The organism is Burkholderia sp. GW821-FHT14F03, from assembly GCF_058803765.1.
The window spans coordinates 198191-223531 of record NZ_JBXAPG010000005.1; the positions used below are offsets into that span (position 1 = coordinate 198191).

Genomic DNA, 25341 nt, shown 5'->3' on the forward strand with positions numbered 1-25341 from the left:
CCGCGCGCGGCCGATCGCGATGAGCAGCGCGTCCTCCCCCACTCCGGCCGCCGACCGGCCCGCGCCCGCGGAAACCCTGCGTTACCGCGCGCCGCGCTGGCTGCCGACCAGCCACGCGCAGACCATCGTGCCCGCGCTGTTCGCGCGCCGGCCCGAGGTCGCGTACCGGCGCGAGCGCTGGGACACGCCGGACGGCGACTTCATCGACCTCGACTGGCTGGCCTGGCCGGCCGGCGCCGCGCCGGCGCCCGACGCGCCGCTCCTCGTGCTGTTCCACGGTCTCGAAGGGGGTTCCGGCTCGCATTACGCGCGCGTGCTGATGGCGGCCGCGCAAAGCCGCGGCTGGCATGGCGTGGTCCCGCACTTCCGCAGCTGCAGCGGCGAGATGAACCGCCTGCCGCGCTTCTACCACCTCGCGGACAGCGCCGAGGTCGACTGGATCCTGCGGCGCCTCGCCGCCCGCCATCGCGGGCCGCTCGTCGCGGCGGGCGTGTCGCTCGGCGGCAACGTGCTGCTGCGCTGGCTCGGCGAGCGCCGCGACGAGCGCGCGCGCGTCGCGGCCGCCGCGGCGATCTCGACGCCGATCGACGTGCACGCGGGCGGCCGCGCGCTGTCGCACGGCTTCGCGATGATCTATACCCGCAGCTTCCTCAAGACGCTCAAGCGCAAGGCGCTCGCCAAGCTCGAACGCTATCCCGGCCTGTTCGACCGCACCGCGATGCTGGCCGCGCGCACCATGTACGATTTCGACGACATCGTCACCGCGCCGCTGCACGGCTTCGCCGACGCGGACGACTACTGGACCCAGGCCACCACGCGGCCGCTGCTGCGTGCGATCGAGGTGCCCACGCTGATCGTCAACGCGCGCAACGATCCGTTCCTGCCGGCCTCCGCGCTGCCGGGCCCCGACGAAGTCTCGCGCGCGGTCGTGCTCGACCAGCCCGAGCACGGCGGCCACGCGGGCTTCATGACCGGGCCGTTCCCGGGCCGGCTCGACTGGATGCCGCTGCGCATCCTCGACCACTGCTCCCGCTTCGTCGACCATGGATGAGATCGTCCGACAGGCCCTCGCGAAGTGGCCCAACGTCCCGCACTGCACCGGCTGGCTGCTGCTCGACCGGCGCGGCGACTGGCGCATGCGCGACGACGCCGCGCAGGCGGCCGGCGCGCTCGGTTCGCCGATCCGCCATGCGGCGCTGATCGGCTTCATCGCGCGCAACTACGAGCGCGACGACGCGGGCCAATGGTTCTTCCAGAATGGCCCGCAGCGCGTCTACGTCGAGCTGGCCTACACGCCCTGGATCGTGCGGCTCGCGCAGCCGGATGGCCCGGGCCGGCCGCTCGCGCTCACCGACCAGACCGGCCGCGCGTTCGAGCCCGCGCAGGCGTGGCTCGACGACGCGGGCGGCGTGCTGTTCGCCGACGCCGCCACGCCGCCGCGCATCGCCGCGCTGCACGACCACGATCTCGACCTGTTCGCCGACCACGCGACGCTCGATGCCGACGGCGCGCACGGCGCGTTCCGCTGGCGCGACGGCGTCGAGCTGCCGCTCGCGCCGATCCGGCGCGCGGACGTCGCCGCGCGCTTCGGCTTCGTCGCGAGCCCCGCCGCGCACGCGACCGGCCAGCCCGGGCGCTGAACGCGGCCGCGCGGCATCCGCTCAGCCGCGCTTGCTCTCCTCGTCGCGCTCTTCCTTGTAGCGCATCTCGAAATCGTGCAGCCGGGCCGCGATGATCGACTGCTCGTAGAAGCTCGCCGCCTTGTTGTCGCTCGCCTCGCGCAGCTGGCGGATCGCCGCGGGCCACGCGCCGTCGAGCGCGAATTTCTCCGCGAGCGCGCGCCGCTGCGTGATGCCGTCGCCCGTGCCGAGCGCCGCCTGCGCGAGGAAATTCCACCATTCCGGACGCGTGGGGTCCGCCTGCGTTTCCACCTTCGCGCGCGCCTGCGCATCCGCATAGCGGCGCGCGGCGAGCAGCGCCTGGAGATGCGCGGCGATCGCCGCATGCGAGCCCGGCCAGCGCTGCTGCGCGGCGGCCGCGAGCCGCACCGCCTCGTCGTTGCGGCCCGCGCGACGCGCGATCTCGACCTCCAGCAGGTCGAGGCTCGGCGTGCTGCGCAGCGTCTCGCCCTCCTCCTGCCGGGTCCGCTCGAAATCCGCACGGGCCGCGGCGAGCGCCTGGCCGGCCGCGTCGTAACGGCCCGCGAGCAGCTCGCCGAACGCGACGCCGTAGACATTCGCCGCCGGGCTCGCCGCCGTCCGCTCGTCGACCTCGGTGCGCAGGCGCCGCACCTCGTTCGCGATATCGGTCGGCGAACGGTTCTGCAGGATCCGCAGCCGCGCGCGCACGAACGCATATTCGGCGGACTGGCGCGGCTGGCGATAGGGCGCGCGCCGCGCGCGATCGTCCATGTCGGCGATCCGCTCGCCCGTCAGCGGGTGGGTGCGCGCATAGGCGGGCACGCCCGCATCGCCCATCGAGGCCCGTTCGAGACGCTCGAAGAAGCCCGGCATCCCGTACGGATCGAAGCCCGCGGCCGCGAGCAGTTGGAAGCCGACCCGGTCCGCCTCGCGCTCGGCGCCGCGCGAGAAGCGCAGCTGGTTGTCGATCGCGTAGGCCTGGCCGCCCAGCGCGATCGCGCTGCCGAGATCGCCGCTGCGCGCGAGGATCCCGGCCAGCACCCCGAGCAGCATCGTCGCGAGCGCCGCGTAGCCGGTCTTCTCGCTCGCGCCGATCATCCGCGCGATGTGCCGTTGCAGCACGTGGCCCATCTCGTGACCGAGCACCGACGCCAGCTCCGACTCGGTGCGCGTCATCACGACGAGGCCGCTGTTGACGCCGATGAAGCCGCCCGGCAGGGAAAACGCGTTGATCTGCGGGTCGCGCATCGCGAACAGGTCGAAATCGGGCGCGTAGCCGCCGATGAAGCGCGCGTTCGCGGCCACCGCGAGCCGCGACGCGACGCTGTTCAGGTAGTCGCGCACGAGCCAGTCGTCGAGATAGTCGGGATCGCGCCGCACCTCGCGCATCACGCGCTCGCCGAGCCGGCGCTCGGCCTGCGGCGTCAGCGCACCGCCGGAGCCGTCGCCGAGATCGGGCAGTTGCTGGATCCGCAGCGGCGCGCGCAAACTGGGCGTGATCCCGCCCGATGCGCCCGACAGGCGGTTTTCCGCGCCGCCGTAGGTGCCGAACACGCCGGGCGCGATGCCCGACGGCAGCGCCGGCACGGTCGAGATCGATTCCGGCGCGAACGGCGCGGCTTCGAGCGGCAGGGCGTCGGCGCGCGACTGCGCATGTCCGCCCGACGGACAGGCCAGCACGACCGACAACGAGACGACGAACAACGATTTGACGCGCATGAACGAAAGGATCGACGGCCGCGGCGCCGCGCGCACCGGCCCGGATGGATGCGTCATTGTAACGGCCGTGCCGCGACGCGCCGCTGCTATGATAGGCGCCCTCTGAAGGAGCCCTCCATGTCCCAACTCACCCATTTCGACGCAGCCGGCCACGCCCACATGGTGGATGTCGGCGACAAGCAGGAGACCCGCCGCGTCGCGCTCGCGCGCGGCGCGATCCGGATGCTGCCCGACACGCTCGCGCTGATCCGCGACGGCCGCGCGAAGAAAGGCGACGTGCTGGGCGTCGCGCGGATCGCCGCGATCCAGGGCGCGAAGCGCACCGCCGATCTGATCCCGCTGTGCCATCCGCTCGCGCTCACGCGCGTCGCGGTGGAGTTCGAGTTCGACGAGGCGTTGCCGGGCGTGCGCTGCAGCGCGCAGGTCGAGACCTTCGGCCGCACCGGGGTGGAGATGGAAGCGCTGACCGCCGTGCAGGTCGGGTTGTTGACCGTGTACGACATGTGCAAGGCGGTCGATCGCGGGATGGTGATCACCGAGGTCAGCGTGCGCGAGAAGCGCGGCGGGAAATCGGGGGATTGGAAGGCCGAGGCATAGCACGCGCCGGCCCCGGCTCGATGCGGCGCGGCGCCGGCATCCGCCGCGCCGCCTTCGTCAGGCCCCATCGCGAGGCATCCCGCTCGCGGCATGCGCCGGCCGGCCGCGCACGCGCCCCGCGTCACGCCGCCACGGCGCCCGGCCGCTCTCCCGCTGCGGCGTCCTGATCCGGGAGCGGATCGGACAGATCGATCGCTGCGCACCGTCCGGTGCGCAGCAGTTCCACGAATTCGTGCTGAGACGTCGCCAACCAGGCCTTCGCGACCCACACGCCTTCACCCGCCCCCGCGCCGCGGTGCCTGGCATAGAGCCGGAACCCCACGTTGCCCTGCCGCTCGTCCGTATCGGCCAGCGCCTGCTCCACCTGCACGTACCAGTGGCCCGAGCGGCTTTCGAGGCTGTCCGTTTCCCTGAATGCATAGAGCGGCGGTTCGCCCTGGGTCTCGACGGGATACCGGATCGCGAACGACATGATCCGCTTGTGATCCTCCGAGTCGGACAGCCTGTCGCCATTCGCCTCGATCTGTTTCTTCAGCGCCTCGTGCGAGACGCCGTACAGTTCGTGCGAACGCTTGTCGCGCAAAGCCTGGGTCTTTTCGTCGTCGAGGTACTCGTTGTAGCCGACATCGAGCGCCGGCTTGAACGATGCCGGCACCCAGAAGTACCAGTCCTTCGCAAAACCGTTCACGCCATTCCGGCAGTCCGAGAACGCGATCAGGTTGAACGGCGCCCGCTTTCGTTTCTGAGTTTCGATCTGCATACGTTCATCGCCTTCCATCTTCGTCGACATCCATGCCTCTCCTCGATTCGAGACCGCGATCCGGCTTCGTCAATCCGACTCCGGCCACCGTCAGGGAGCGCTCAACAGTTCGGGCGGAAACGTGACGGCGGTCAGCTTCCACGACCACAAGCCGCTGCGCTTGAACGTGAACACTGCCGGCTCCGCGCCCTGGCGTCGCCCTTCCACGGCAACCGTGGACCAGTTACGGTAACGCACGGAATAATCGGCGGACGCGGACGAGGACCGGGCGGCGGACGATGCGTCCGGCACCGGGACTTCAGCGCCTTTCTCCACCCGCTTCCGGCCCGCGTTCGCCATCATCTGCATCACGCCCGCGGGCGTCACCATCGTGTCGATCACTTGATTGGCGACGCCCATGCCCAGCATCATCCCGACGCCCGCGAACGGGTTGTCCTTCAGGTCCGCGTCGTTCGACAGCTTGTTCTGCATCATGATCAGGATCTGCGCGCGCAAACTCTCGCGCACCGCGGGGAAATCGACATCGGACGCGAAGGCGTCCGCATCCTGGTCGACGATGGCCGAGCGCATCGCGTGCAGCGTGAGATAAGGACTGACATAACTGGCGACCGCGCCGCCGAACACGACAACCCCGACGATCTTGACGAGCGTTTTCTGTTTCATGGCCTCTCGCATTTTCTTTCATTTTTATTGCGCGGCCACTATACACGCCTTTCAAATTGCATGAAATCCCGAGGCCGCGCCTCATCCAGCCGGTACGACGCGGGTAGTTGGAGATCCTTCAGCCGCAGCGCCTCGAAGGCATCCGGCGCAGGCGATAGCGCCGCGCGCCTCGCCGTCCGACGGCTCGCCCTAACGCCCTTTCAACGCGGCGGCCACGCGTTTCTTCGCGCTCGCCAGCGTGGCCTTGGCCTGCGTCAACCCGCGTTCGGCCTCGTCGAGCGCCGCCAGATCGGCGGCCAATCCGCTGTCGGCGAACCAGGCGGTCACGCTCTCGACCTGCTCGCGATTGCCGCTCACGATGTCGGCGCAGCAACCGTTCAGGATCGCGAGACGGTGCTTGCAGGACACGCCGTTCACGCCCGCCGGGCACGAACAATACGTGGCGATGCGGCCGCCGTCGCGCCGCTCGAAGGTCAATGCGTAGGGGTCGGCGGCCGATCCCTGAACCAGGAAGTCAATTCTGTCCATGCGCGTCGCTCCGGTCGTTCGAGGAGGAGAAGCCTCGCATTCTTCACTGCGCGCCCGCGGCCAGGCAAGCGCCTCCGGCCGTCGTCCCGGTGTGCATTGCCCCTGCCGGCGCTCAGCCGACGCAGCGGATGCACACCCGCCCGTGGTCGGCGCGCATGTCGCCCACGGGCTGGCGCGCCTGGCCGAAATGTTGAAAATGGCTTCGGGAAAGAATGAGCGACGTGCTTACGCCGCATGAACGGGCATCAGGTCGACACCCTATCGACACGCGTGAAGATCGGCGGCTCGGCGAGGGGCCGCGTCGCGTGCGATGGACACGCGGCCCACGATGCATCGCGGGCATCGCAAACGGCGTGCGCGCCAACGCATGCGCGAATGCCGGCGACCACCTTAGCCGCCGGCTTGCGCAACGGTGTTACAGCAGCGATTTCGCCTGCGACAGGATCTTGTCGCAAACCTGCTTGGTGACCTGCTCCTTCAAACCACCGCCGCTGAGATCCAGCGTCTTGCCGTTGCCCGCGTCGAGGATCCCGCTCGCGCCGCTCGTATAGCCGCTGTCCGACGAGGCGCCGCCGCCCAGCTTGCTCATCAGCGCATCCTTGACCGACGATGCGCCGCCGCCGCCCGCGCCGCCGAGATAGTTGTTCTTGATGCAGAACTGCAGCACGCCGGCGACGTTGCTGCTGCTCGACGAGGTCAGCGACGAGCCGCCCAGCGCGCCGCCGATGCCGCCGAGATTGCCGAGCGCGCTCGATGAATCGCCCGAGCCGGTCGCCTGCTTCAGCATGTCGCCGAGCTGGGCGTGTGCAGCCGACAACGGCACGAGCGCCGCGAACAGGACGCCGAAAACCGTACTGCGGTATGGGTTCGCCTTCATGAGTTCTCCCTATGGCTATGGACAGTCGACCGTCGAGGACGGCGGCCTCAAGCATACCTGAACGACTCGCGCGAAGCGCTCGCGCCACGATCCGAGGCGAGCGTCGCCCCGCTGGGCGAGCCGCGCGCATCCGCCCGGAAACGGTTCCGCCCGGTCAGTAAAAAAGCCGCCGATCGACATGGCCCGGGCCACGGATCGGCGGCTTTCCTGATCGATGCCGCAGTGCGCGCGCGACGCGCTCAATCGTCGTCGTCGTCCTCATCGTCGGACTGGGCGGGCGGTTCGCCATACTGGGCGTACACCGCCGTCTTGAAGGATTTGAGCGACGGCTGCGCATCGAGCAGGCGATACAGCCCCGCGAGCTGGGTCGGCCAGTCATGCAGCTGCTTCGCGAAAATATGCAGCCGCTCCACCGTATCAAGCGCGTCGGCCTCGCGGCCATCGAGCGCCTGCAACACCGCATAGCGGCGCAGCACCGTCTCGCCCGGCAGCAGCGAGATCGCGCGCTCGTGCGCCGCGAGCTTGGCGGGCAGATCGTCGCGCGAGATCGTCATCAGCGTGGCCGCGCCGTAATCGCCCCATGCGCGGAACAGGAACGACGGCGCCTCGCGATACTGCTCCGCCGGATTCGCGCCGTAGTACAGCACCTCGGCGCGCTGGTAATCACGCAGCACCGGATACGCGACCAGCAAGCCGCCGAACGACAGCACGGCCAGCAGCGCGAACGCGACGCGGCCCGGCACGAAGCGCAGCGGCCGGGTGTCGAGCAGGCCGATCACGAACATCGCGGGCAGCAGGAAGAACGTGTATTGCTGCGGATACTCGACGAGCGCGTGCATCAGCAGGATGCCGATCAGCGCCACGCCGAACACGCGTCCGCTCGACTGTGGTTCGCGCAGCACGCGAGCGAACCACAGACCGAGGCTCGCGATCAGCACGCCGAGGCCGAGCACGCCCGACTTCGCGAGCAGGTCGATGAAAATGTCGTGTGAATTGTTCGCGATCTCGACGCCGCCGAGACGGCGCACCAGTTCGAATTGATGGATCGGGAACTCGCCCCAACCGACGCCGAGCAGCGGATGCTCGCGGAACATCGCGAGACCGTACTTCCACAACGCGAGCCGCGGCGTGATCTGGCCGGCGTCGCGCATCCGGTCGGCCGCCGATTCGGCCAGCCCAAGCTGGAAATGCAGGTTGGCCCAGCGCACCGCGACGTTGACCGCGACGAACAGCACGCCGAGCGCCACCGGGATGAGCCATGCGCGACGCGTCGCCCCGATGGGCGCATCGCGCCGTTCCGCGAACGCCATCCAGAAGCCCGCCACCACCATCACGCCTACCTGCAGCCAGGGGCCGCGCGATACCGTCAACGCCAGCCCGATCGACAGCAGCACCGACAGCGCGCCCCACACCCACACGCGCAGGCGTCGCGTCTGCACGAGGTAGAGCGCGCCCGCGAGCGCGAACGCCATGTAGGTCGCGAGATGGTTCGCCTGCGCCATGTTGCCGTAAGGCCGCCGCGCGACCGATACGCCATAGGTGACCACGAACGGCGATAACGCATCCTCGAGCCGATACAGCTGCGCGATCTGGCAGAACACCGCGAACAGCCCGCCGACGATCAGCGCCCCGGCCATCATCCGCAAGGTCTCGTCGCGCAGTTGGGCGCGCGCGAGCGCATAACCCGACTGCATCGCGACGAGCGCCGTCAGCAGGTAACCGAGCGCCAGCCAGTTCATCGACGGCTGATGCAGCGGCAAGCCTGCGACCTGCGCCAGCAGCACCGCGCCGAAACCGAGCGGAGCGATCAGCGCCGCGGGCGCCGCGAACGGCTCGGCCGGCCCCGCGCTGCGCGCGAGCAGCACGATCGTCGCGCCGAGCAGCGCGTACAGCGCAAATGCCGTGAATTCCGAATAAAAGGTCGGGATCGGGTACGTATGGTTGGTGACCGCGTAAGGCAGGATCAGCGCGACGGCGAGTACGACGAGCGAAAGAGACCGCGTAAAGATGGAAGGCATGAGCGAACCGGGTGTCGGCAACCGGCGCACTATACAAAAAAAACCTTCTCCTGTGCGGGGCGTCGCGCACCCTGTGACGCAGATGCGCAGCACGGTCTGCGCCGAAACGCGCGAACTGCCGGCGGCCGCCGCGAAGATGCGGTCGGCGAGGTGCGCTGGCGGGGGCCGACGAGGTGAGGCCGGCGAGGCATGGCTGACGAAGCGTGGCTGATAAGGCGTGGCCGGCGAAGCGTGGCTGATGAGGCGTGGCCGACGAGGTGGGACGAGAGACGCTGCCGACGAAGCGTGGCCGACGAGGTGGGGCTGACGAGGCGTAGCCTGCGAAGCGTGGCTGATGAGGCGTGGCCGACGAGGCGGGGCCCGCGAGACGCGGCCGACGAAGCGCGGCCGACGAGGTGCGGCCGGTAAGACATGGCTGACGAGGTGGGACCGCGAGGTGCGGTCAACGAGGCGCGGCGGGCGAAGTGTGGCCGGCGAAATATGACCAACGAGGCGTAGCCGGCGAGATGCGGCCGACCGGATAGGCCCGCCAGGCACGACCACACCCCGAAGCAAGCAACGAGTACAGCCGCCTACGTGCGACACTCCGGCGGCGCGAGCCGGCCCGCGAGAGTCGGCGCATCGCCCGGCAGCGGCCCCGCGCCCGGCGCGGGCAGCGACGACGCGCGCTTGCCCTCCGCAAAGCACTCCCAAGCAAGCGTGCCCGCCTGCGCCTCGTCCTTGGCGAGCGCCACCCGCCCGCTCGGCGCCTCCGCGCGATCGGGCACGGACGGCACGAGCACCAGCGTATTGGCGCCCGCCGGCGCGACCCGCGACGTGAACGCGATCGTGATCTGGCCGGTGTCGTCGTCGATCCGGATGGCGTCGACATTGCGGGTCGCGGGCGGCGCGACATAGCCGCCGGCGAGGCCGGCCCCGCTCGCCGCGTTTTCCGCCACAGCGAGACGCGCCGGCGCCGCGAGCGCGAGCCCCTCGCCGACCCGCCCGCGCGTCAGATAATCCCGATAGGCGGGAATCGCATACGCGGCGATCACGCCGACGATCGCCAGCACGATCATCAACTCGATCAGCGTGAATCCGGTGCGGCGGGCGATCCCGCGGCGGGCGAACCCGCGGCGCACAACACGCGAGCGCCGCGCAAGGCGGCGGAACAGGCAAACGGAAAAGGCTTCGAACATCGCAGGCTCCTCAAGCGAAAACGCCTGCCAGGACGGCAGGCGCTTCGATCGTAGCCAGCGCCCGCGTCAGCGGACAGTCGGCCGGACGGCCGACGCGGCTCGGGCTCAGTGTGGATCCGCGTGGCCCGGCGCGGCTCGACGCTTCCTGAGCGCATAGCCGATCAGCACCACGAACAGCGCGCCCGCGATGCTCGAACCATAGACGGCGGCAGGCGTGTCGAGGAGCGGCCAGCGGTCGCCCGCCGGATCGTTGACCATCAGCCCGCCCGCGATCCAGCCCAGCAGCGCGGCGCCGAACGTGACAATGATCGGGAAGCGATCGAGCATCTTGAGCACGAGTGTGCTGCCCCACACGATGATCGGAATGCTGACCACGAGGCCGAAGATCACGAGCGCGATGCGATGCGACGGGTCGGCCTGCTCGGCCGCGCCCGCGATCGCGATCACGTTGTCGAGGCTCATCACCGCATCGGCGACGATGATGGTGCGGACCGCGCTCAACAGCTTGTCGGCCGGCCGGATGTTCTCGTGGCCCTCCTCGGCCGGGGCCATCAGCCGAACGCCGATCCACAGCAGCAGGATGCCGCCCGCGAACTTGAGGAGCGGCACGTCGAGCAGCACGACCGCGAACGCGATCAACACGACGCGCAGCACGATCGCGCCGGCGGTCCCCCACAGCACGCCGCGCACCCGCTGCTCGCTCGGCAGATTGCGACAGGCGAGCGCGATCACGACCGCGTTGTCGCCGCCGAGCAGGATGTCGATGAGGACGATCTGAACGACCGCGCCCCAGTGAAGCGTTGCGAGGAATTCGAACATGGATGAGCCGCAGGAAGTGAACCGGACGACGAATGCAACCACGCCGCGTCCGTCACCTTACGAAAATGTTTCGCGAGAATAACAAAAAACGCCGGCGGAGCCGGCGTTTTTCGTGGAGCGATCCGTGACTTAGAGCGCAGCCTTCAGCAGGCGGCCCATTTCCGACGGATTGCGCGTGACCGTGATGCCGCACGCGTCCATGATTTCCAGCTTCGCTTCGGCCGTATCCGCACCGCCCGAGATCAGCGCGCCGGCGTGGCCCATGCGCTTGCCCGCAGGCGCCGTGACGCCGGCGATGAAGCCGACCACCGGCTTCTTCATGTTGCCCTTGATCCACTCGGCTGCCGCAGCTTCGTCCGGGCCGCCGATTTCACCGATCATCACGACCGCATCCGTATCCGGATCGTCGTTGAACATCTTCATCACGTCGATGTGCTTGAGACCGTTGATCGGATCGCCACCGATGCCGACCGCCGACGACTGGCCGAGGCCCAGCGCCGTCAGCTGCGCGACCGCTTCGTACGTCAGCGTGCCCGAGCGCGACACCACGCCGATGCGGCCCTTGCGGTGGATGTGACCCGGCATGATGCCGATCTTCAGTTCGTCCGGCGTGATCGTGCCCGGGCAGTTCGGGCCGAGCAGCAGCGTCTTGCGGCCTTCGCGGCGCATGCGGTCCTTCACTTCGATCATGTCGCGCACGGGAATGCCTTCCGTGATGCAGATCGCGAGATCCAGATCGGCCTCGACCGCTTCCCAGATCGCAGCCGCGGCGCCTGCCGGCGGCACGTAGATGACCGACACGGTCGCGCCGGTCTCGGCCTTCGCTTCCTTCACGCTCGCGTAGATCGGAATGCCTTCGAAGTCCTCGCCGGCCTTCTTCGGGTTCACGCCCGCGACGAATGCTTCGCGGCCGTTGGCGTACTCGCGGCATGCGCGCGTGTGAAACTGGCCAGTCTTGCCGGTGATACCCTGCGTGATGACCTTTGTGTCTTTGTTGATCAGAATCGACATGTATTGACCTCTGTTCGATGGGCGTCGCGACATCGCGCGCCGCCCTGCGTGTTCAATGCAATGCAGCGCCTTACTTGCCCGCGGCTGCCGCGACGACCTTCTGCGCGGCTTCTTCCATGCTGTCCGCCGAGATGATCGGCAGGCCGGATTCGGCGAGCATCTTCTTGCCCAGGTCCTCGTTGGTGCCCTTCATGCGCACGACGAGCGGCACGCTCAGGTTCACCGCCTTCGAGCCTGCGATCACGCCTTCCGCGATCACATCGCAGCGCATGATGCCGCCGAAGATGTTCACGAGGATCGCCTTCAGGTCCGGGTTCTTCAGCATCAGCTTGAACGCTTCCGTGACCTTCTCGGTCGTCGCGCCGCCGCCCACGTCGAGGAAGTTCGCCGGCTCGCCGCCGAACAGCTTGATCGTGTCCATCGTCGCCATCGCGAGGCCTGCGCCGTTCACGAGACAGCCGATGTTGCCGTCGAGCGAGATGTACGCGAGGTCGAACTTCGACGCTTCGACTTCAGCCGGATCTTCTTCGTCCAGATCGCGGTACGCGACGATTTCCGGGTGGCGGAACAGCGCGTTCGAATCGAAGTTGAACTTCGCGTCGAGTGCGATCACCTTGCCGTCGCCGGTGACGACGAGCGGGTTGATTTCGGCGAGCGACGCGTCGGTTTCCCAGAACGACTTGTAGAGACCCTTCAGGATTTCGCGCGCTTGCGGGATCGATGCGTCGGGCACGCCGATCTTCTTCGCGAGATCGTCGGCTTCCGCGTCCTGCAGGCCCTTCGACGGCTCGACCGCGACCTTGTGGATCGCTTCCGGGGTCTTCTCGGCCACTTCCTCGATGTCCATGCCGCCTTCGCTCGACGCCATCACGACAACCTTCTGCGAGACGCGATCGATCACGATGCCGATGTACAGTTCCTTCTTGATGTCGGCGCCTTCCTCGATCAGCAGACGGTTCACCTTCTGGCCTTCCGGACCAGTCTGGTGCGTCTTCAGCTGCATGCCGAGGATCTGGTTCGAGAATTCGCGAACCTGCTCGAGCGACTTCGCGACCTTCACGCCGCCGCCCTTGCCGCGGCCGCCCGCATGGATCTGCGCCTTCACGACCCACACCGGGCCGCCCAGCTCTTCCGCGACCTTGACGGCCTCGTCGACCGTAAACGCCGGCTTGCCGCGCGGTACCGCGACACCGAATTTCCGCAGGATTTCCTTACCCTGGTACTCGTGAATCTTCATGCGTGATTCCTTCAGTCTGAGAGTTGGATAAAAAGTCGATTAAAAGTCGCTTCTTGTGACGATTTCCGGTTGATTCTCTGAGCCGCGCCCGCCGCTCCGCTCCGGCCGGCTCGCGCCGAACCAGGTCGGATAGAACTGCCGCACCGCCTCGCCGTCGAAGCGCAGCGCCTGGCAGCGACCAAGCTGAAACGGCGGCTCGGTCGCGGCTTCGCCGCCCTTGCCCTCGCGCGTGCTCCACACATCTCCGGCAAATGCCTGGATGGCCGCAGTCGGCAGGACCGCGCACAGCTCGGTGAGATGCGTGCAGCCCGCGATGCCGCCCAGAAGTCGGGACGCATCACGGCGGAAGTGATCGAGGAGATTGAGCCCGATAAGGGCCCGGTAGGCGGGATTGGCGGCTTCGCATTGCCCGGGATAGGGCGCCCAGTCGGTCGATGCCTCGGCGTCGACGATGGTGAGCCCGCGATCGACGGTAATACGCAGCCAGAGCTCATGGATCGGCAGGCCGTTCGGCCTGATGCCCGCCGCCAGCGCGACATCGCGCGGTTTGTGGTCGGTCAGGCAGGCTTCGATATCCCACAAGCCGTCGGCACGCTCGTAGGCTTCCGCCCGGATTGCGCGTCGATGTCGCAACTGGCGGGGTACGGGCTCGGATAGCGGCATGCGGGAGGATGAGGCCGAAGAGGAAAACCCAGGGATTTTAGCATACTGGGTATTCGAGATAGTTCGCGCCGCGCCGCATGGGGCCGGGCGCGGACGCTTCGGTGCAGCGCAGCAAAGCAGCGCGCGCCGGACGGCCGCTCAATCGTCGACGTACACGTCGTCGTCGCCCTTCAGCAAGCGACTGATCGTCGCACCGGAAAAACCGCGCATCGCGAGAAAACGCATCTGCTTCGCGCGCTCGGCGGGCGACTGCGGCAGCACGCCGAACTTCTTGCGCCACACCGCCTGGGCGCGCGCGAACTCGCTGTCGCGCAACTGCGCGCCGACGGTCTCGACGAGCGCATCGTCGAGCGCGTGCCGCTTGAGTTCGCTCATGATCCGCGCCGAACCGACGCGCGACGCTCGCCGATGCACGAGGCTTTCGGCAAAGCGCTCGTCCGACAGCCAGGCTTCGCGCTCGAGCGTATCGAGCAGCGCGTCGAGATCGTCGCTTTCCTCCACGTGCGGCGCGAGCTTGCGCGCCAACTCCGTGCGGCTGTACTCGCGGCGCGACAGATAGCCGATCGCGCGCGCCTTCAGCGAGCGGGCAGGCGCTTGCGGCGCGCCGTCGGCGACCGCCTCGAAACTTTCACCGCGCGCCGTCGCGCGCCGCGCGCCGCGGCGCGGCGACTGGCTCGTGCGGGTATAGACATCACCGCCGTCCGCGGCGCGCGCGCGATCATGCGCATCGAACGCCTCGCGCGGATCGACGCCGAACGGATCCGTTTCGGCCGGCTCAAACGACGCGAGGGCATCAACCGATGCCCTCGCCAGCGGGCGGCCCGAGGGCCGCCCTTCGATCGAACCCGGCGCGCGCGCCGCGGTGCCCGGGCGGGCCGGCGTCTGCCGTTCCGCGTCCGGCGAACCCGCGTCGCGCCGGCTTCGTCTCATCACTCCTCGTCGTCCATGACTTCGGCGGCCTCGGACGCCACGCGTTGCGGCATCGCGCTCACGCCGAGCGATTCACGAATGCGGTTCTCGATCTCGCGGGCGATTTCCGGATTCTCGCGCAGGAATTCGCGCGCGTTGTCCTTGCCCTGGCCGATCTTCTCGCCGTTGTAGCTGTACCAGGCGCCGGCCTTGTCGACGATTTTCGCCTGCACGCCGAGATCGATGATCTCGCCCTGACGGGAAATGCCCTCGCCGTACAGGATGTCGAAGATCGCCTCGCGGAACGGCGGCGAGACCTTGTTCTTCACGACCTTCACGCGGGTCTCGTTGCCGATCACCTCGTCGTTCTTCTTGATCGAGCCGATCCGGCGGATGTCGAGACGCACCGACGAATAGAACTTGAGCGCATTGCCGCCCGTCGTGGTTTCCGGGTTGCCGAACATCACACCGATCTTCATCCGGATCTGGTTGATGAAGACCACGAGGCAGTTGGTGCGCTTGATCGTGCCCGTCAGCTTGCGCAGCGCCTGCGACATCAGGCGGGCCTGCAGGCCCGGCAGCGAATCGCCCATCTCGCCCTCGATTTCGGCCTTCGGCACCAGTGCCGCGACCGAGTCGATCACGATCATGTCGATCGAGCCCGAGCGCACCAGCGCGTCGACGATCTCGAGCGCCTGCTCGCCCGTGTCCGGCTGCGAGATCAGCAGCTCCTGCACGTTCACGCCGAGCTTGCCCGCGTACTGCACGTCGAGCGCGTGCTCGGCATCGATGAACGCCGCCGTGCCGCCGAGCTTCTGCATCTCGGCGATCACCTGCAGCGTCAGCGTGGTCTTGCCGGACGATTCCGGGCCGTAGATCTCGACCACCCGGCCGCGCGGCAGGCCGCCGACGCCGAGCGCGATATCCAGACCCAGCGAGCCCGTGGACACCACCTGGATGTCCTCGACCGCTTCGCCTGCGCCGAGGCGCATGATCGAGCCCTTGCCGAACTGCTTCTCGATCTGCGAGAGCGCAGCCGCCAGCGCCTTGCTCTTTTCCGCGGTCATCCCGGAACCCTTCTTGCTATCTTCCATGAATCGTCCTTTGCTATGATGAGCAGCGTCTGATACGGATGCACCGGCTCTGACCCGGCCCGGATGAGCCGTTAGGTGCACGAATGCAGACACTGTATAAAAAAACAGTGGTTTATGCAAGCCCGCGATGCGGATGCTGCATCCACCCGACAACAGCGGAGACAGCTGCGCCCGCGCCTGCGGCCGGCTATCGGTGCGCATCATGCGAATTCTCATTGCCGAAGACGACAGCATACTCGCGGACGGTCTCACCCGGTCACTCCGCCAATCGGGCTATGCCGTCGACCATGTGAAGAGCGGCATCGAGGCCGACACCGCGTTGTCGATGCAGGCTTTCGACCTGCTGATCCTCGACCTGGGCCTGCCCCGCATGCCGGGCCTCGACGTGCTGCGCCGGCTGCGCGCCCGCAATTCCACCCTGCCCGTGCTGATCCTCACCGCCGCCGACAGCGTCGACGAACGCGTGAAAGGGCTCGACCTCGGCGCGGACGACTACATGGCGAAGCCGTTCGCGCTGAACGAGCTGGAAGCCCGCGTGCGTGCGCTGACCCGGCGCGGCGCGGGCGGCGGCCCGAGCGTGTTCCGCCACGGCTCGCTCGCATTCGACCAGGTCGGGCGCCTCGCCTACGCGAACGACCACGTGCTCGACCTGTCCGCGCGCGAACTGGGCCTGCTCGAGGTGCTGCTGCAGCGAACCGGCCGGCTCGTATCGAAAGAGCAGCTGGTCGACCATCTGTGCGAATGGGGCGAGGAAGTCAGCAACAACGCGATCGAGGTCTACGTACACCGGCTGCGCAAGAAGATCGAACCGAGCGGCGTGCGCATCACGACCGTGCGCGGCCTCGGCTATTGCCTCGAAAAAGCCGCGCCGGCCGAGCCGGGTACTGCAGCCTCGCCCGTGCCAGCCGCCGCGAGCCCGTCGCTGCGCTGACGCGCGGCCGCCGCGATGGCCACCCCGGCCCGCTCCGCCCGCCGCGCGCCGCCCGCCGCCGACGCGGCGGATGCCGCGCGCGACGCCCGCTACGCGAACCCGTTCGCCCCGCCCGACGACATCGAGCCCGCCGAAACCGCGCGCCCGCGCTCGCTGTTCGGCGAGATCCTCGACTGGATGCTGGCGCCGCTGCTGCTGCTGTGGCCGATGAGCATCGCCGTCACCTATCTGGTCGCGAAGACGATCGCGAACGGGCCCTTCGACCGCGCGCTCGAAACCAACACCTACGTGCTCGCGCGCCAGATCACGCCGGTCAACGGCGTGGCCGAGCTGACGCTGCCGCCCGCGACGCTCGACCTGCTGCGCGCCGACAATGTCGACAGCGTGTACTTCCAGGTGCTCGGTGCGCGCGGCGAGCTGGTGTCGGGCGAGGCCGACATGCCGCTGCCGCGCGACGAGGACCGCCCGCCGCCCGGCGTCGTGGTGTTCCGCGACGACCTGCTGCGCGGCAACGACATCCGCGTCGCGTATACGACTGTGGCGCTGCCGCAGGCGCGCGGTACGCAGCCGGTGCTCGTGCAGGTCGGCGAGACGCTCGACAAGCGCAACGCGCTCGCGAACGACATCATCAAGGGCGTGATCCTGCCGCAATTCGTGATCCTGCCGCTCGCGATCCTGCTCGTCTGGTTCGGGCTGTCGCGCGGCCTCGCGCCGCTCGCCGCACTGCAGGCGCACATCCGGGGGCGCCGCCCGGACGACCTGTCGCCCGTCGAGGCGCAGCGCGCGCCGCCCGAGATCGAGCCGCTCGTCACCTCGTTCAACGATCTGCTCGCGCGGCTCGAACAGAACATGGCGCTGCAAAAGCGCTTCATCGCGGACGCCGCGCACCAGATGAAAACGCCGCTCGCGGGCCTGCGCACCCAGGCCGAATTCGCGCTGCGGCACGAGGTGCCGGCGGAGGTCGCGCGTTCGCTCGAACAGATCGCGACGAGTTCCGGGCAGGCGGCGCGGCTCGTCACCCAGCTGCTGGCGCTGGCGCGCGCGGAGAACCGCGCGACCGGGCTCACGCTCGAACCGGTCGCGATCGCGACGCTCGCGCGGCTCGCGGTGCGCGACTGGGTGCAGGCCGCGCTCGCGAAACGGATGGATCTCGGCTACGAGGGCCCCGACGAGAACGACGGCGCGCCGCTCGAAATCGACGGCCACCCGGTGATGCTGCGCGAGATGCTCGGCAACCTGATCGACAACGCGATCCGCTACACGCCGGACGGCGGCCGCATCACCGTGCGGGTGCGCGCGGCGCGCGAGGCGGGCCGCGTCGACGTCGAGATCGAGGACACCGGGCCCGGCATCCCCGCGCACGAACGGGAGCGGGTGCTCGAACGCTTCTACCGGATCCTCGGCCGCGAGGGCGACGGCAGCGGCCTCGGGCTTTCGATCGTCCGCGAGATCGTCGCGCAGCACGGCGGCACGCTGACGCTCGACGACCATGTCTACCAGGCCTCGCCGCGCCTCGCGGGCACGCTGGCGCGGGTCAGCCTGGCGCTGCGCGGCCATGCCCCGGATTAACCCTGAGAGCGCCGCCCCGGATGTGACTCACACCCAGTGATTTTCGATTTTTAAACGACGTAGCTCAACAATTAGCCGTCAATCGACGAACATGAAAGAATTTACTTCCTCGAAATTTTGACCGGCCGAGTCAGTACGCCGTAAGTTTCCATTCCAATAATCAACGCGAGGCCTGCCGGAACGAGCGGGCCCGATGCGCATGTCAATATTGGAGACACTTCATGGCAACGATAGGCGGACACATCTCGCACTCGCCGATGACACACGAAGAGAAGAAGGTGATCTTCGCGTCGTCCCTCGGCACGGTGTTCGAGTGGTACGACTTCTACCTGGCCGGCTCGCTCGCGGCCTACATCAGCAAGAGCTTCTTCTCCGGGGTCAACCCCACCGCGGCCTTCATCTTCACGCTGCTCGGCTTCGCGGCGGGCTTCGCGGTACGGCCGTTCGGCGCGATCGTGTTCGGCCGTCTCGGCGATCTCGTCGGCCGCAAGCACACCTTCCTGATCACGATCGTGATCATGGGCGTGTCGACCTTCGTGGTCGGCTTCCTGCCCGGCTATGCGACGATCGGCATCGCGGCGCCCGTCATCTTCATCGCGATGCGGCTGCTGCAGGGCCTCGCGCTCGGCGGCGAATACGGCGGCGCGGCAACCTACGTGGCCGAGCACGCGCCGGCGCACCGGCGCGGCTTCTACACCTCGTGGATCCAGACCACGGCGACGCTCGGGCTGTTCATGTCGCTGCTCGTGATTCTCGGCGTGCGCGAATCGATCGGCGAGGAGGCATTCGGCGCCTGGGGCTGGCGCGTGCCGTTCGTCGCGTCGATCCTGCTGCTCGCGGTGTCGGTTTGGATCCGGATGCAGTTGAACGAATCGCCGGTGTTCCTGCGCATCAAGGCCGAGGGCAAGACCTCGAAGGCGCCGCTGACCGAGGCGTTCGGGCAGTGGAAGAACCTGAAAGTCGTGATCCTCGCGCTGGTGGGGCTGACGGCCGGACAGGCGGTGGTCTGGTACACCGGCCAGTTCTATGCGCTGTTCTTCCTCACGCAGACGCTCAAGGTCGACGGCGCGAGCGCGAACATCCTGATCGCGATCGCGCTCCTGATCGGCACGCCGTTCTTCGTGTTCTTCGGTTCGCTGTCGGACCGGATCGGCCGCAAGCCGATCATCCTGGCCGGCTGCCTGATCGCCGCGCTGACCTACTTCCCGCTGTTCAAGGCGCTGACCCACTTCGCGAATCCGGCGCTCGAGATCGCGACGCAGAAGGCGCCGATCACGGTGATCGCCGATCCGACCCAGTGTTCGTTCCAGTTCAACCCGGTGGGCACCGCGAAGTTCACGGACTCGTGCGACGTCGCGAAGAGCGCGCTCGCGAAAGCGGGCCTCAACTACGAGAACGTCGCGGCGCCAGCGGGCACGCCCGCGCAGATCAAGGTCGGCGACACGGTGATCGACACCTACGACGGCAAGGCCCCGGACGCGAAGGAAAAAGCCAAGGTGTTCGACAAGACGCTGGCAACCACGCTCAAGAGCGCCGGCTACCCGCCCAAGGCCGACCCGTCGCAGATCAACTGGCCGATGACGGTCGTGATCCTGGCGATTCTCGTGATCTACGTGACGATGGTGTACGGGCCGATCGCGGCGATGCTGGTCGAGATGTTCCCGACCCGGATCCGCTACACGTCGATGTCGCTGCCCTATCACATCGGCAACGGCTGGTTCGGCGGCTTCCTGCCGGCGACCGCGTTCGCAATCGTGGCGGCGCGGGGCGACATCTACTCGGGGCTCTGGTATCCGATCGTGATCGCGCTCGCGACCTTCGTGATCGGGCTGCTGTTCGTCAAGGAGACCAAGGACTCGGATATCTACGCGCGGGATTGATGGGGTGAGCCCGGTTCGGCTCGTCGGCCCAGGCAGACCGCGAACCGGGCAAAGGTGGATTTTTCAGGGAATCGAGAAAAAGGGCTTGACGCTCCTCCTCGGCATCAGCATAATCTCGCTTCTGTTGGCGAATTAGCTCAGTCGGTTAGAGCGACGGAATCATAATCCGCAGGTCCGGGGTTCGAATCCCTGATTCGCCACCAACATATTCAAGGGCTTAGCAGCGATGCTAGGCCCTTTTTCTTTTGCGCCAACGCCGGATATTAGACACTGTCTAATATCGACCACGAAAATGTCCCGTCACGCTACGGGGCAGCCTCCCCCTCCCGGAATTCATCCCCCCACGACGCAGCGCCACTGCGACGCGGCCGCCGACATCCACTGACCCATCCGCGAAGTCGTGGGACAGAAAATTATTCGGGCACCACGCATCGTTTCCATGTTTCGACTATTATCGAAACATGGAAACGAACCAAACTATCGCCGCCCTCGCGGCACTCGCCCACGAGTCCCGGCTCGCGGTCTTCCGCGCCCTCGTACAGGCAGGACCGGAAGGCATGCCGGCCGGGCAGATTGCCACGCTGTTGGATGTGCCTCCGTCATCGCTCTCCTTTCATCTGAAGGAACTGGCCCATGCGCAGCTCGTCACCAGTCGTCAAGAAGGCCGCTTCGTCTTCTACTGCGCGAACTTCGAAACGATGAACGGGCTGCTGGCGTACCTCACGGAGAACTGCTGCGGCGGCAACCCATGCTTGCCGACAGCCGCCTGTTCGACGTCCAGGGAACACCAATCATGAAACGCTTTCATGTTCACGTCGGCGTCGCCGATCTCGCCTGCACCATTCGCTTCTACTCGGCGCTGTTCGGCGCCGAGCGGCCACCAGCGATTTCAGGACTGATGCCGATCCAATGAACACCTCCAACATTGCCCCTCCGGAAAAGGCCGCTGCCAAGCCTTCCATCAATTTCTTCGAACGCTACCTGACCGTCTGGGTGGCGCTGTGCATCGTCGCCGGCATCGCGCTCGGTCAGTTGCTGCCGGGTCTGTTCCAGCAGATCGGCCGGATGGAATATGCGCAGGTCAATCTGCCGGTCGGGCTGTTGATCTGGGTGATGATCATCCCCATGCTCGTGAAGGTCGATTTCGGCGCACTGCATGAAGTGCGTCAGCACGTGAAAGGCATCGGCGTCACGCTTGCCGTGAACTGGCTCGTCAAACCGTTCTCGATGGCGTTTCTCGGCTGGCTGTTCATTCGGCATCTGTTCGCACCGATGCTGCCGGCCGAGCAGCTCGACAGCTACATCGCCGGCCTGATCCTGCTGGCCGCCGCACCGTGCACGGCCATGGTGTTCGTCTGGAGCAGACTGACGAGTGGCGATCCGCTGTTCACGCTGTCGCAGGTCGCACTGAACGACAGCATCATGGTGATCGCGTTCGCGCCGCTGGTCGGGCTGCTGCTCGGGATGTCCGCGATTACGGTGCCGTGGGCGACGCTGCTCACGTCGGTCGTGCTCTACATCGTCATCCCGGTGACCATCGCGCAGATCCTGCGCAAACAGCTGCTCGTGAGCGGCCACGCGGCATTCGACGCTGCGATGACGAGGATCGGCCCCTGGTCGATCGCCGCGTTGCTGGCCACGCTCGTGCTGCTGTTCGCGTTCCAGGGCGAAGCGATCCTCAAGCAGCCGCTGGTGATCGCGCTGCTCGCGGTGCCGATCCTGATCCAGGTGTTCTTCAACTCTGCGCTGGCTTACTGGCTCAATCGCGCAGTCGGCGAGAAGCACAGCATCGCGTGCCCGTCAGCACTGATCGGCGCATCGAATTTCTTCGAGCTGGCGGTCGCGGCCGCGATCAGCCTGTTCGGTTTCCATTCCGGTGCAGCGCTGGCAACCGTCGTCGGCGTGCTGATCGAGGTGCCGGTGATGCTGCTGGTCGTGCGCGTCGTGAACCAGTCGAAGGGCTGGTACGAGTGCCGGACCTGACATGTCCACCGATGCGCCCCGCTCGTCTGGCTGACGCCGCCCCACTATCGAAGCAAGGAATCTCGGCATGAACGACATCACGATCTATCACAACCCGGACTGCGGCACATCGCGCAACGTGCTGGCCCTGATCCGCAACAGCGGCGACGAACCGGTTGTCATCGAGTATCTCAAGACTCCGCCCTCGCGGGAAACGCTGGCCAAGCTGCTGGCCGATGCCGGCCTGACCGTGCGTGAGGTGCTGCGGGAAAAAGGCACGCCTTATGCGGAGCTGGGTTTGGGCGATCCGAAGTGGACTGACGACCAACTGCTCGATTTCATCGGGCAGCATCCGATCCTGATGAACCGGCCGATCGTCGTTACGTCGATCGGCACGAAGCTGTGCCGGCCGTCGGAAGCCGTGCTGGATATCCTGCCGAACCCACAGATCGGACCGTTCAGCAAAGAAGACGGTGAAGTTGTGATCGACGCGGAGGGCAGGCGTGTCTGAGCAATTGAACGATCTGCCTCACCTCGACGTCACGCTGTTTCGCGCGCCGGACGCCACGCGACTACGACCGGCGGCACCGTCGACTCACCCGCCCCGACTCCTGCTGCTTTACGGCTCGCTGCGTGAGCGCTCATTCAGCCGGCTGCTGGTCGAGGAAGCCGGGCGCCTGCTTACGGTGATGGGGGCCGAGGTCCGTGTGTTCAATCCGAGCGGCCTGCCGCTGCCCGATGATGCCCCCGAGAGCCACCCGAAAGTGGTCGAGCTTCGTGAACTGGTGATGTGGTCGGAAGGCATGGTTTGGTGCTCGCCGGAACGACACGGCGCGATGACCGGGATCATGAAGTCCCAGATCGACTGGATTCCGTTGTCGGTCGGTGCCGTCCGGCCGACGCAGGGCAAGACGCTCGCGGTGATGCAGGTCAGCGGCGGTTCGCAGTCGTTCAACGCAGTGAACCAGATGCGCGTGCTCGGACGCTGGATGCGCATGTTGACCATCCCGAACCAGTCGTCGGTGGCCAAGGCATTCTCGGAATTCGACGAAGCGGGCCGGATGAAGGCATCGGCCTATTACGACCGCGTCGTCGACGTCGTGGAAGAGCTGGTCAAGTTCACTCTGCTGACCCGAGACATCGGCCCCTATCTGGTCGACCGATACAGCGAGCGAAAGGAAAGCGCCGAAGACCTTTCTCGGCGCGTGAATCAGCGGAGTATCTAGAACCGGCCCCAGGCGGACTGTGTCCGGGATGTCCGGGATGTCCAATCAAAATGTCGATCAATATGATTACTTCAGTCCAACACTTCACCGACGTCATTGTTACTGGAATTGTTTCAACGCTAGCATCCATTATTGCAGCGGGGTTGATCGCCGGCCTTCAGATGCGCTGGAAAGAAAGGACTAGACCGCAGAGTTTAGAGCAAGCAAAGCTGGATCGACTGGCGTCGCTCTTATCTTTCGATATTCAAAAGCGTAACCGTCTTGTGGTTGAGCAGCATTTTCGCGCAATTTTCGGCACCTTATACGAGTATCGAGAAATACTGTGCATTCTCAATTCAAAATCCCCGCTAACGGCCTTTACCTTGATGAAAACCGTTCGGCATCTTGTCGAATTTGATGAGAAAACTGGCGAATTTGCATTCAGAGCCCCCTACACTACGGATCGCCAAAGAAAATGGAAGAGAATTGCATTGCTCGTGGCATACGCGATTTCAGTTAATATTACTTTCAGCCCGTGGTATTTCTATACGCAGCACCCACTATCGTGGCTGACGGCTGCTGTACTCTTTTGCTGGACCGGCTTATTTGGCTTCATTGCGGTGGCCACCCTCGACCTCTCTACCGACATCTCAGCCACAAAACGGTTCATGTCCGCAGCAGCACCCGCGGTTGAGAAAGCGAACAGGGCAGAACAAGATGGCCCAACTGTTGTCTCTGATCGGTCACTCGTTTCGGCACAACGCCAGTCAAACGATGATTGCAGGCAACAAGTTCTAGCAGATGTGATTGACGTCTAGGCGTCCCATTGGATTCAGTCCCAGAGCCTTCCAGCCAGTAGCTGACGTGAAATAGATGCTTCGGCACGCAATGCATCGATACCAAAGCAATATTCGATTGGCGAGGCTGCTTACCTGCCGAAATTTTTAATTTTCCCCGGACACAGCCTTATTTGACGAGGGTTTCAGCCGTCCGGGATAGGTGTCCGGGGCAATTCCACCCAGCCGCACCGGACATCCGAATCCCGCGAATTGCGCACCAACACTGGCCTTCCGGGCTGGTGGCGAACGTGAGGCATTTGGCGGGTCCGTTTTTTCCAAAAACCCGACCTGCCGAATGGGGTTAAGTGGTTGATTCAGAATGACATTTTCACAAAATGGAATTTCATCCCTGATTCGCCACCAAACTCCGAAAGCCCTTGAATCTTCGAGAGAAGTTCAAGGGCTTTCTTCATTTCAGCCGCTCCTCTCCGACGCGCGCAGCCCTCGGCCCCTTGCCGGGGCAACCCCACCCGCCTCGCATCCCCCGAGCCGACCCGCCCGCTCCACACATCCACCTTTCAAAACGCTAGACTCCAATCTCCCCCTCGACCCCATCCCCCGCGCCGTCGCCATGTCCTCGCACACCTACCTGCTGTTCCTGCCGGCCTGCTTCGCCTTGAACATGGCCTTCGGCCCCAACAACGTCCTGTCGCTGTCGAACGGCGCGCGCAGCGGCGCGCTGCATGCGGTCCTCGCCTCGGCCGGCCGCCTGCTCGCCTTCGCGTTGATGATCGCGATCACCGGCTTCGGCCTCGGCGCGCTGCTGATCGCGTCCGAGACGCTGTTCACGCTGCTGAAATTCGGCGGCGCGGCCTATCTCGTCTGGCTCGGCATCAAGATGCTGCGTGCCAAACCCGTCGATCCGGCCGCGCCGCCGCCCGACGCATCGGCCGCCGAACCGCTCAGCCGCCCCGCGCTGCTCAAGCGCCACACCAAGCAGGAGTTCTACGTCGCGATCGGCAATCCCAAGGCGATCCTGGTCTTCACCGCGTTCTTCCCGCAGTTCGTCGATCCGATGCGCTACGGCGCCAGCTTCTCGATCCTCGGCGCCACCTTCCTGCTGCTGGAAGTGGTCGCCATCGCCATCTACGCGCTGATCGGCTCGCGGCTGCGGATCCTGGCCACGCATCCCAAGGGCTTCCAGTGGCTCAACCGCGCGAGCGGCACGCTGATGATCGCCTTCGGCGTCCTGCTCGCGCTGTTCCGCAAACCGACCGCCTAACCCAACGACCTTCGCCCACG

At 66.6% G+C, this 25341-nt stretch carries 25 protein-coding genes, 1 tRNA gene and 1 pseudogene; 14 read left to right on the forward strand and 13 right to left on the reverse strand.

Annotated features, from left to right (window positions below):
- The first annotated feature begins 19 nt into the window (after positions 1–19).
- Positions 20–1051 carry a hydrolase gene (locus AC1RQF_RS05840; RefSeq protein ID WP_273998947.1) on the forward strand — a complete coding sequence of 344 codons (1032 nt, stop codon included), beginning with the start codon at positions 20–22 and terminating at the stop codon, positions 1049–1051.
- The gene (locus tag AC1RQF_RS05845) at positions 1044–1640 is read left to right on the forward strand and encodes a DUF2946 family protein (RefSeq protein WP_492871507.1); all 597 of its coding nucleotides are present in this window, start codon (positions 1044–1046) and stop codon (positions 1638–1640) included. Before AC1RQF_RS05840 ends, AC1RQF_RS05845 begins: the two co-directional genes overlap by 8 nt.
- A 21-nt stretch (positions 1641–1661) precedes the next feature.
- Here the strand turns inward: AC1RQF_RS05845 and AC1RQF_RS05850 are convergent, their stop codons facing one another.
- Positions 1662–3359: a M48 family metalloprotease gene (locus tag AC1RQF_RS05850; protein WP_492871508.1), complete on the reverse strand. Its 1698-nt coding sequence runs from the start codon at positions 3357–3359 to the stop codon at positions 1662–1664.
- A gap of 117 nt (positions 3360–3476) precedes the next feature.
- On the opposite strand from AC1RQF_RS05850, the gene moaC reads away from it, so the two are divergent.
- Positions 3477–3956: a cyclic pyranopterin monophosphate synthase MoaC gene (moaC, locus tag AC1RQF_RS05855; RefSeq protein ID WP_273998951.1), complete on the forward strand. Its 480-nt coding sequence runs from the start codon at positions 3477–3479 to the stop codon at positions 3954–3956.
- A 121-nt stretch (positions 3957–4077) separates the two neighbouring features.
- Here the strand turns inward: moaC and AC1RQF_RS05860 are convergent, their stop codons facing one another.
- From AC1RQF_RS05860 to recA, 12 genes are all read right to left on the reverse strand, one after another.
- On the reverse strand, positions 4078–4746 hold the full coding sequence (locus AC1RQF_RS05860) for a hypothetical protein (protein WP_492871509.1): 669 nt from the start codon (positions 4744–4746) through the stop codon (positions 4078–4080).
- 60 nt (positions 4747–4806) lie between these two features.
- Entirely contained in the window at positions 4807–5379 is a 573-nt protein-coding gene (locus AC1RQF_RS05865; RefSeq protein WP_492871510.1) for a DUF2939 domain-containing protein, read from the reverse strand.
- A 189-nt stretch (positions 5380–5568) separates the two neighbouring features.
- Positions 5569–5907 (reverse strand): hypothetical protein, encoded by a 339-nt coding sequence (locus tag AC1RQF_RS05870; protein ID WP_273998955.1) that lies wholly within the window; start codon positions 5905–5907, stop codon positions 5569–5571.
- Between the two features lie 415 nt (positions 5908–6322).
- Entirely contained in the window at positions 6323–6784 is a 462-nt protein-coding gene (locus tag AC1RQF_RS05875) for a YjjA family protein (RefSeq protein ID WP_273998957.1), read from the reverse strand.
- Positions 6785–7023: 239 nt separating this feature from the next.
- Positions 7024–8802: a PglL family O-oligosaccharyltransferase gene (locus AC1RQF_RS05880; RefSeq protein ID WP_273998958.1), complete on the reverse strand. Its 1779-nt coding sequence runs from the start codon at positions 8800–8802 to the stop codon at positions 7024–7026.
- A 572-nt stretch (positions 8803–9374) separates the two neighbouring features.
- On the reverse strand, positions 9375–9980 hold the full coding sequence (locus AC1RQF_RS05885) for a pilin (RefSeq protein ID WP_492871511.1): 606 nt from the start codon (positions 9978–9980) through the stop codon (positions 9375–9377).
- A gap of 105 nt (positions 9981–10085) precedes the next feature.
- Positions 10086–10799 (reverse strand): TerC family protein, encoded by a 714-nt coding sequence (locus AC1RQF_RS05890; RefSeq protein WP_273998960.1) that lies wholly within the window; start codon positions 10797–10799, stop codon positions 10086–10088.
- A 129-nt stretch (positions 10800–10928) separates the two neighbouring features.
- Positions 10929–11810, reverse strand: a complete 882-nt coding sequence (sucD, locus tag AC1RQF_RS05895) for a succinate--CoA ligase subunit alpha (protein ID WP_273998962.1) — start codon at positions 11808–11810, stop codon at positions 10929–10931.
- A gap of 70 nt (positions 11811–11880) precedes the next feature.
- Entirely contained in the window at positions 11881–13062 is a 1182-nt protein-coding gene (gene sucC, locus AC1RQF_RS05900) for an ADP-forming succinate--CoA ligase subunit beta (RefSeq protein WP_492871526.1), read from the reverse strand.
- A gap of 24 nt (positions 13063–13086) precedes the next feature.
- A complete protein-coding gene (locus AC1RQF_RS05905; RefSeq protein WP_274004370.1) occupies positions 13087–13770 on the reverse strand; it encodes a DUF2889 domain-containing protein in 684 nt (227 codons plus the stop codon).
- A 78-nt stretch (positions 13771–13848) separates the two neighbouring features.
- On the reverse strand, positions 13849–14640 hold the full coding sequence (recX, locus tag AC1RQF_RS05910; RefSeq protein WP_273998964.1) for a recombination regulator RecX: 792 nt from the start codon (positions 14638–14640) through the stop codon (positions 13849–13851).
- Positions 14640–15713: a recombinase RecA gene (gene recA / locus AC1RQF_RS05915; RefSeq protein ID WP_273998965.1), complete on the reverse strand. Its 1074-nt coding sequence runs from the start codon at positions 15711–15713 to the stop codon at positions 14640–14642. Before recA ends, recX begins: the two co-directional genes overlap by 1 nt.
- Before the next feature lie 202 nt (positions 15714–15915).
- Between recA and AC1RQF_RS05920 the strand changes: the two genes are divergently transcribed.
- The 11 genes and pseudogenes from AC1RQF_RS05920 to AC1RQF_RS05970 all read left to right on the forward strand — a co-directional run bounded on the left by AC1RQF_RS05920 (position 15916) and on the right by AC1RQF_RS05970 (position 25321).
- Entirely contained in the window at positions 15916–16644 is a 729-nt protein-coding gene (locus AC1RQF_RS05920; protein ID WP_273998966.1) for a response regulator transcription factor, read from the forward strand.
- A 15-nt stretch (positions 16645–16659) separates the two neighbouring features.
- Positions 16660–18213 (forward strand): sensor histidine kinase, encoded by a 1554-nt coding sequence (locus AC1RQF_RS05925; RefSeq protein ID WP_273998967.1) that lies wholly within the window; start codon positions 16660–16662, stop codon positions 18211–18213.
- Between the two features lie 221 nt (positions 18214–18434).
- On the forward strand, positions 18435–20093 hold the full coding sequence (locus AC1RQF_RS05930; RefSeq protein ID WP_492871512.1) for an MFS transporter: 1659 nt from the start codon (positions 18435–18437) through the stop codon (positions 20091–20093).
- Positions 20094–20219: 126 nt separating this feature from the next.
- A tRNA-Met gene (locus AC1RQF_RS05935) sits at positions 20220–20296 on the forward strand.
- A 258-nt stretch (positions 20297–20554) separates the two neighbouring features.
- Positions 20555–20890, forward strand: coding sequence for an ArsR/SmtB family transcription factor (locus AC1RQF_RS05940; RefSeq protein WP_273998979.1), 336 nt, complete (start codon positions 20555–20557; stop codon positions 20888–20890).
- Positions 20887–20967, forward strand: a pseudogene (locus AC1RQF_RS05945) (ArsI/CadI family heavy metal resistance metalloenzyme); the annotation flags it as partial. The gene AC1RQF_RS05940 and the pseudogene AC1RQF_RS05945, both read left to right, overlap by 4 nt.
- A 35-nt stretch (positions 20968–21002) precedes the next feature.
- Positions 21003–22076, forward strand: coding sequence for an ACR3 family arsenite efflux transporter (gene arsB, locus AC1RQF_RS05950; protein ID WP_492871513.1), 1074 nt, complete (start codon positions 21003–21005; stop codon positions 22074–22076).
- A gap of 67 nt (positions 22077–22143) precedes the next feature.
- Positions 22144–22566: an arsenate reductase (glutaredoxin) gene (gene arsC / locus AC1RQF_RS05955; RefSeq protein WP_273998981.1), complete on the forward strand. Its 423-nt coding sequence runs from the start codon at positions 22144–22146 to the stop codon at positions 22564–22566.
- On the forward strand, positions 22559–23281 hold the full coding sequence (arsH, locus tag AC1RQF_RS05960; protein WP_492871515.1) for an arsenical resistance protein ArsH: 723 nt from the start codon (positions 22559–22561) through the stop codon (positions 23279–23281). The genes arsC and arsH overlap by 8 nt, the downstream gene beginning before the upstream one ends.
- A gap of 50 nt (positions 23282–23331) precedes the next feature.
- Positions 23332–24078: a hypothetical protein gene (locus AC1RQF_RS05965; protein WP_492871516.1), complete on the forward strand. Its 747-nt coding sequence runs from the start codon at positions 23332–23334 to the stop codon at positions 24076–24078.
- 592 nt (positions 24079–24670) lie between these two features.
- The gene (locus AC1RQF_RS05970) at positions 24671–25321 is read left to right on the forward strand and encodes a LysE family translocator (protein ID WP_492871517.1); all 651 of its coding nucleotides are present in this window, start codon (positions 24671–24673) and stop codon (positions 25319–25321) included.
- The last annotated feature ends 20 nt before the right edge of the window (positions 25322–25341 follow it).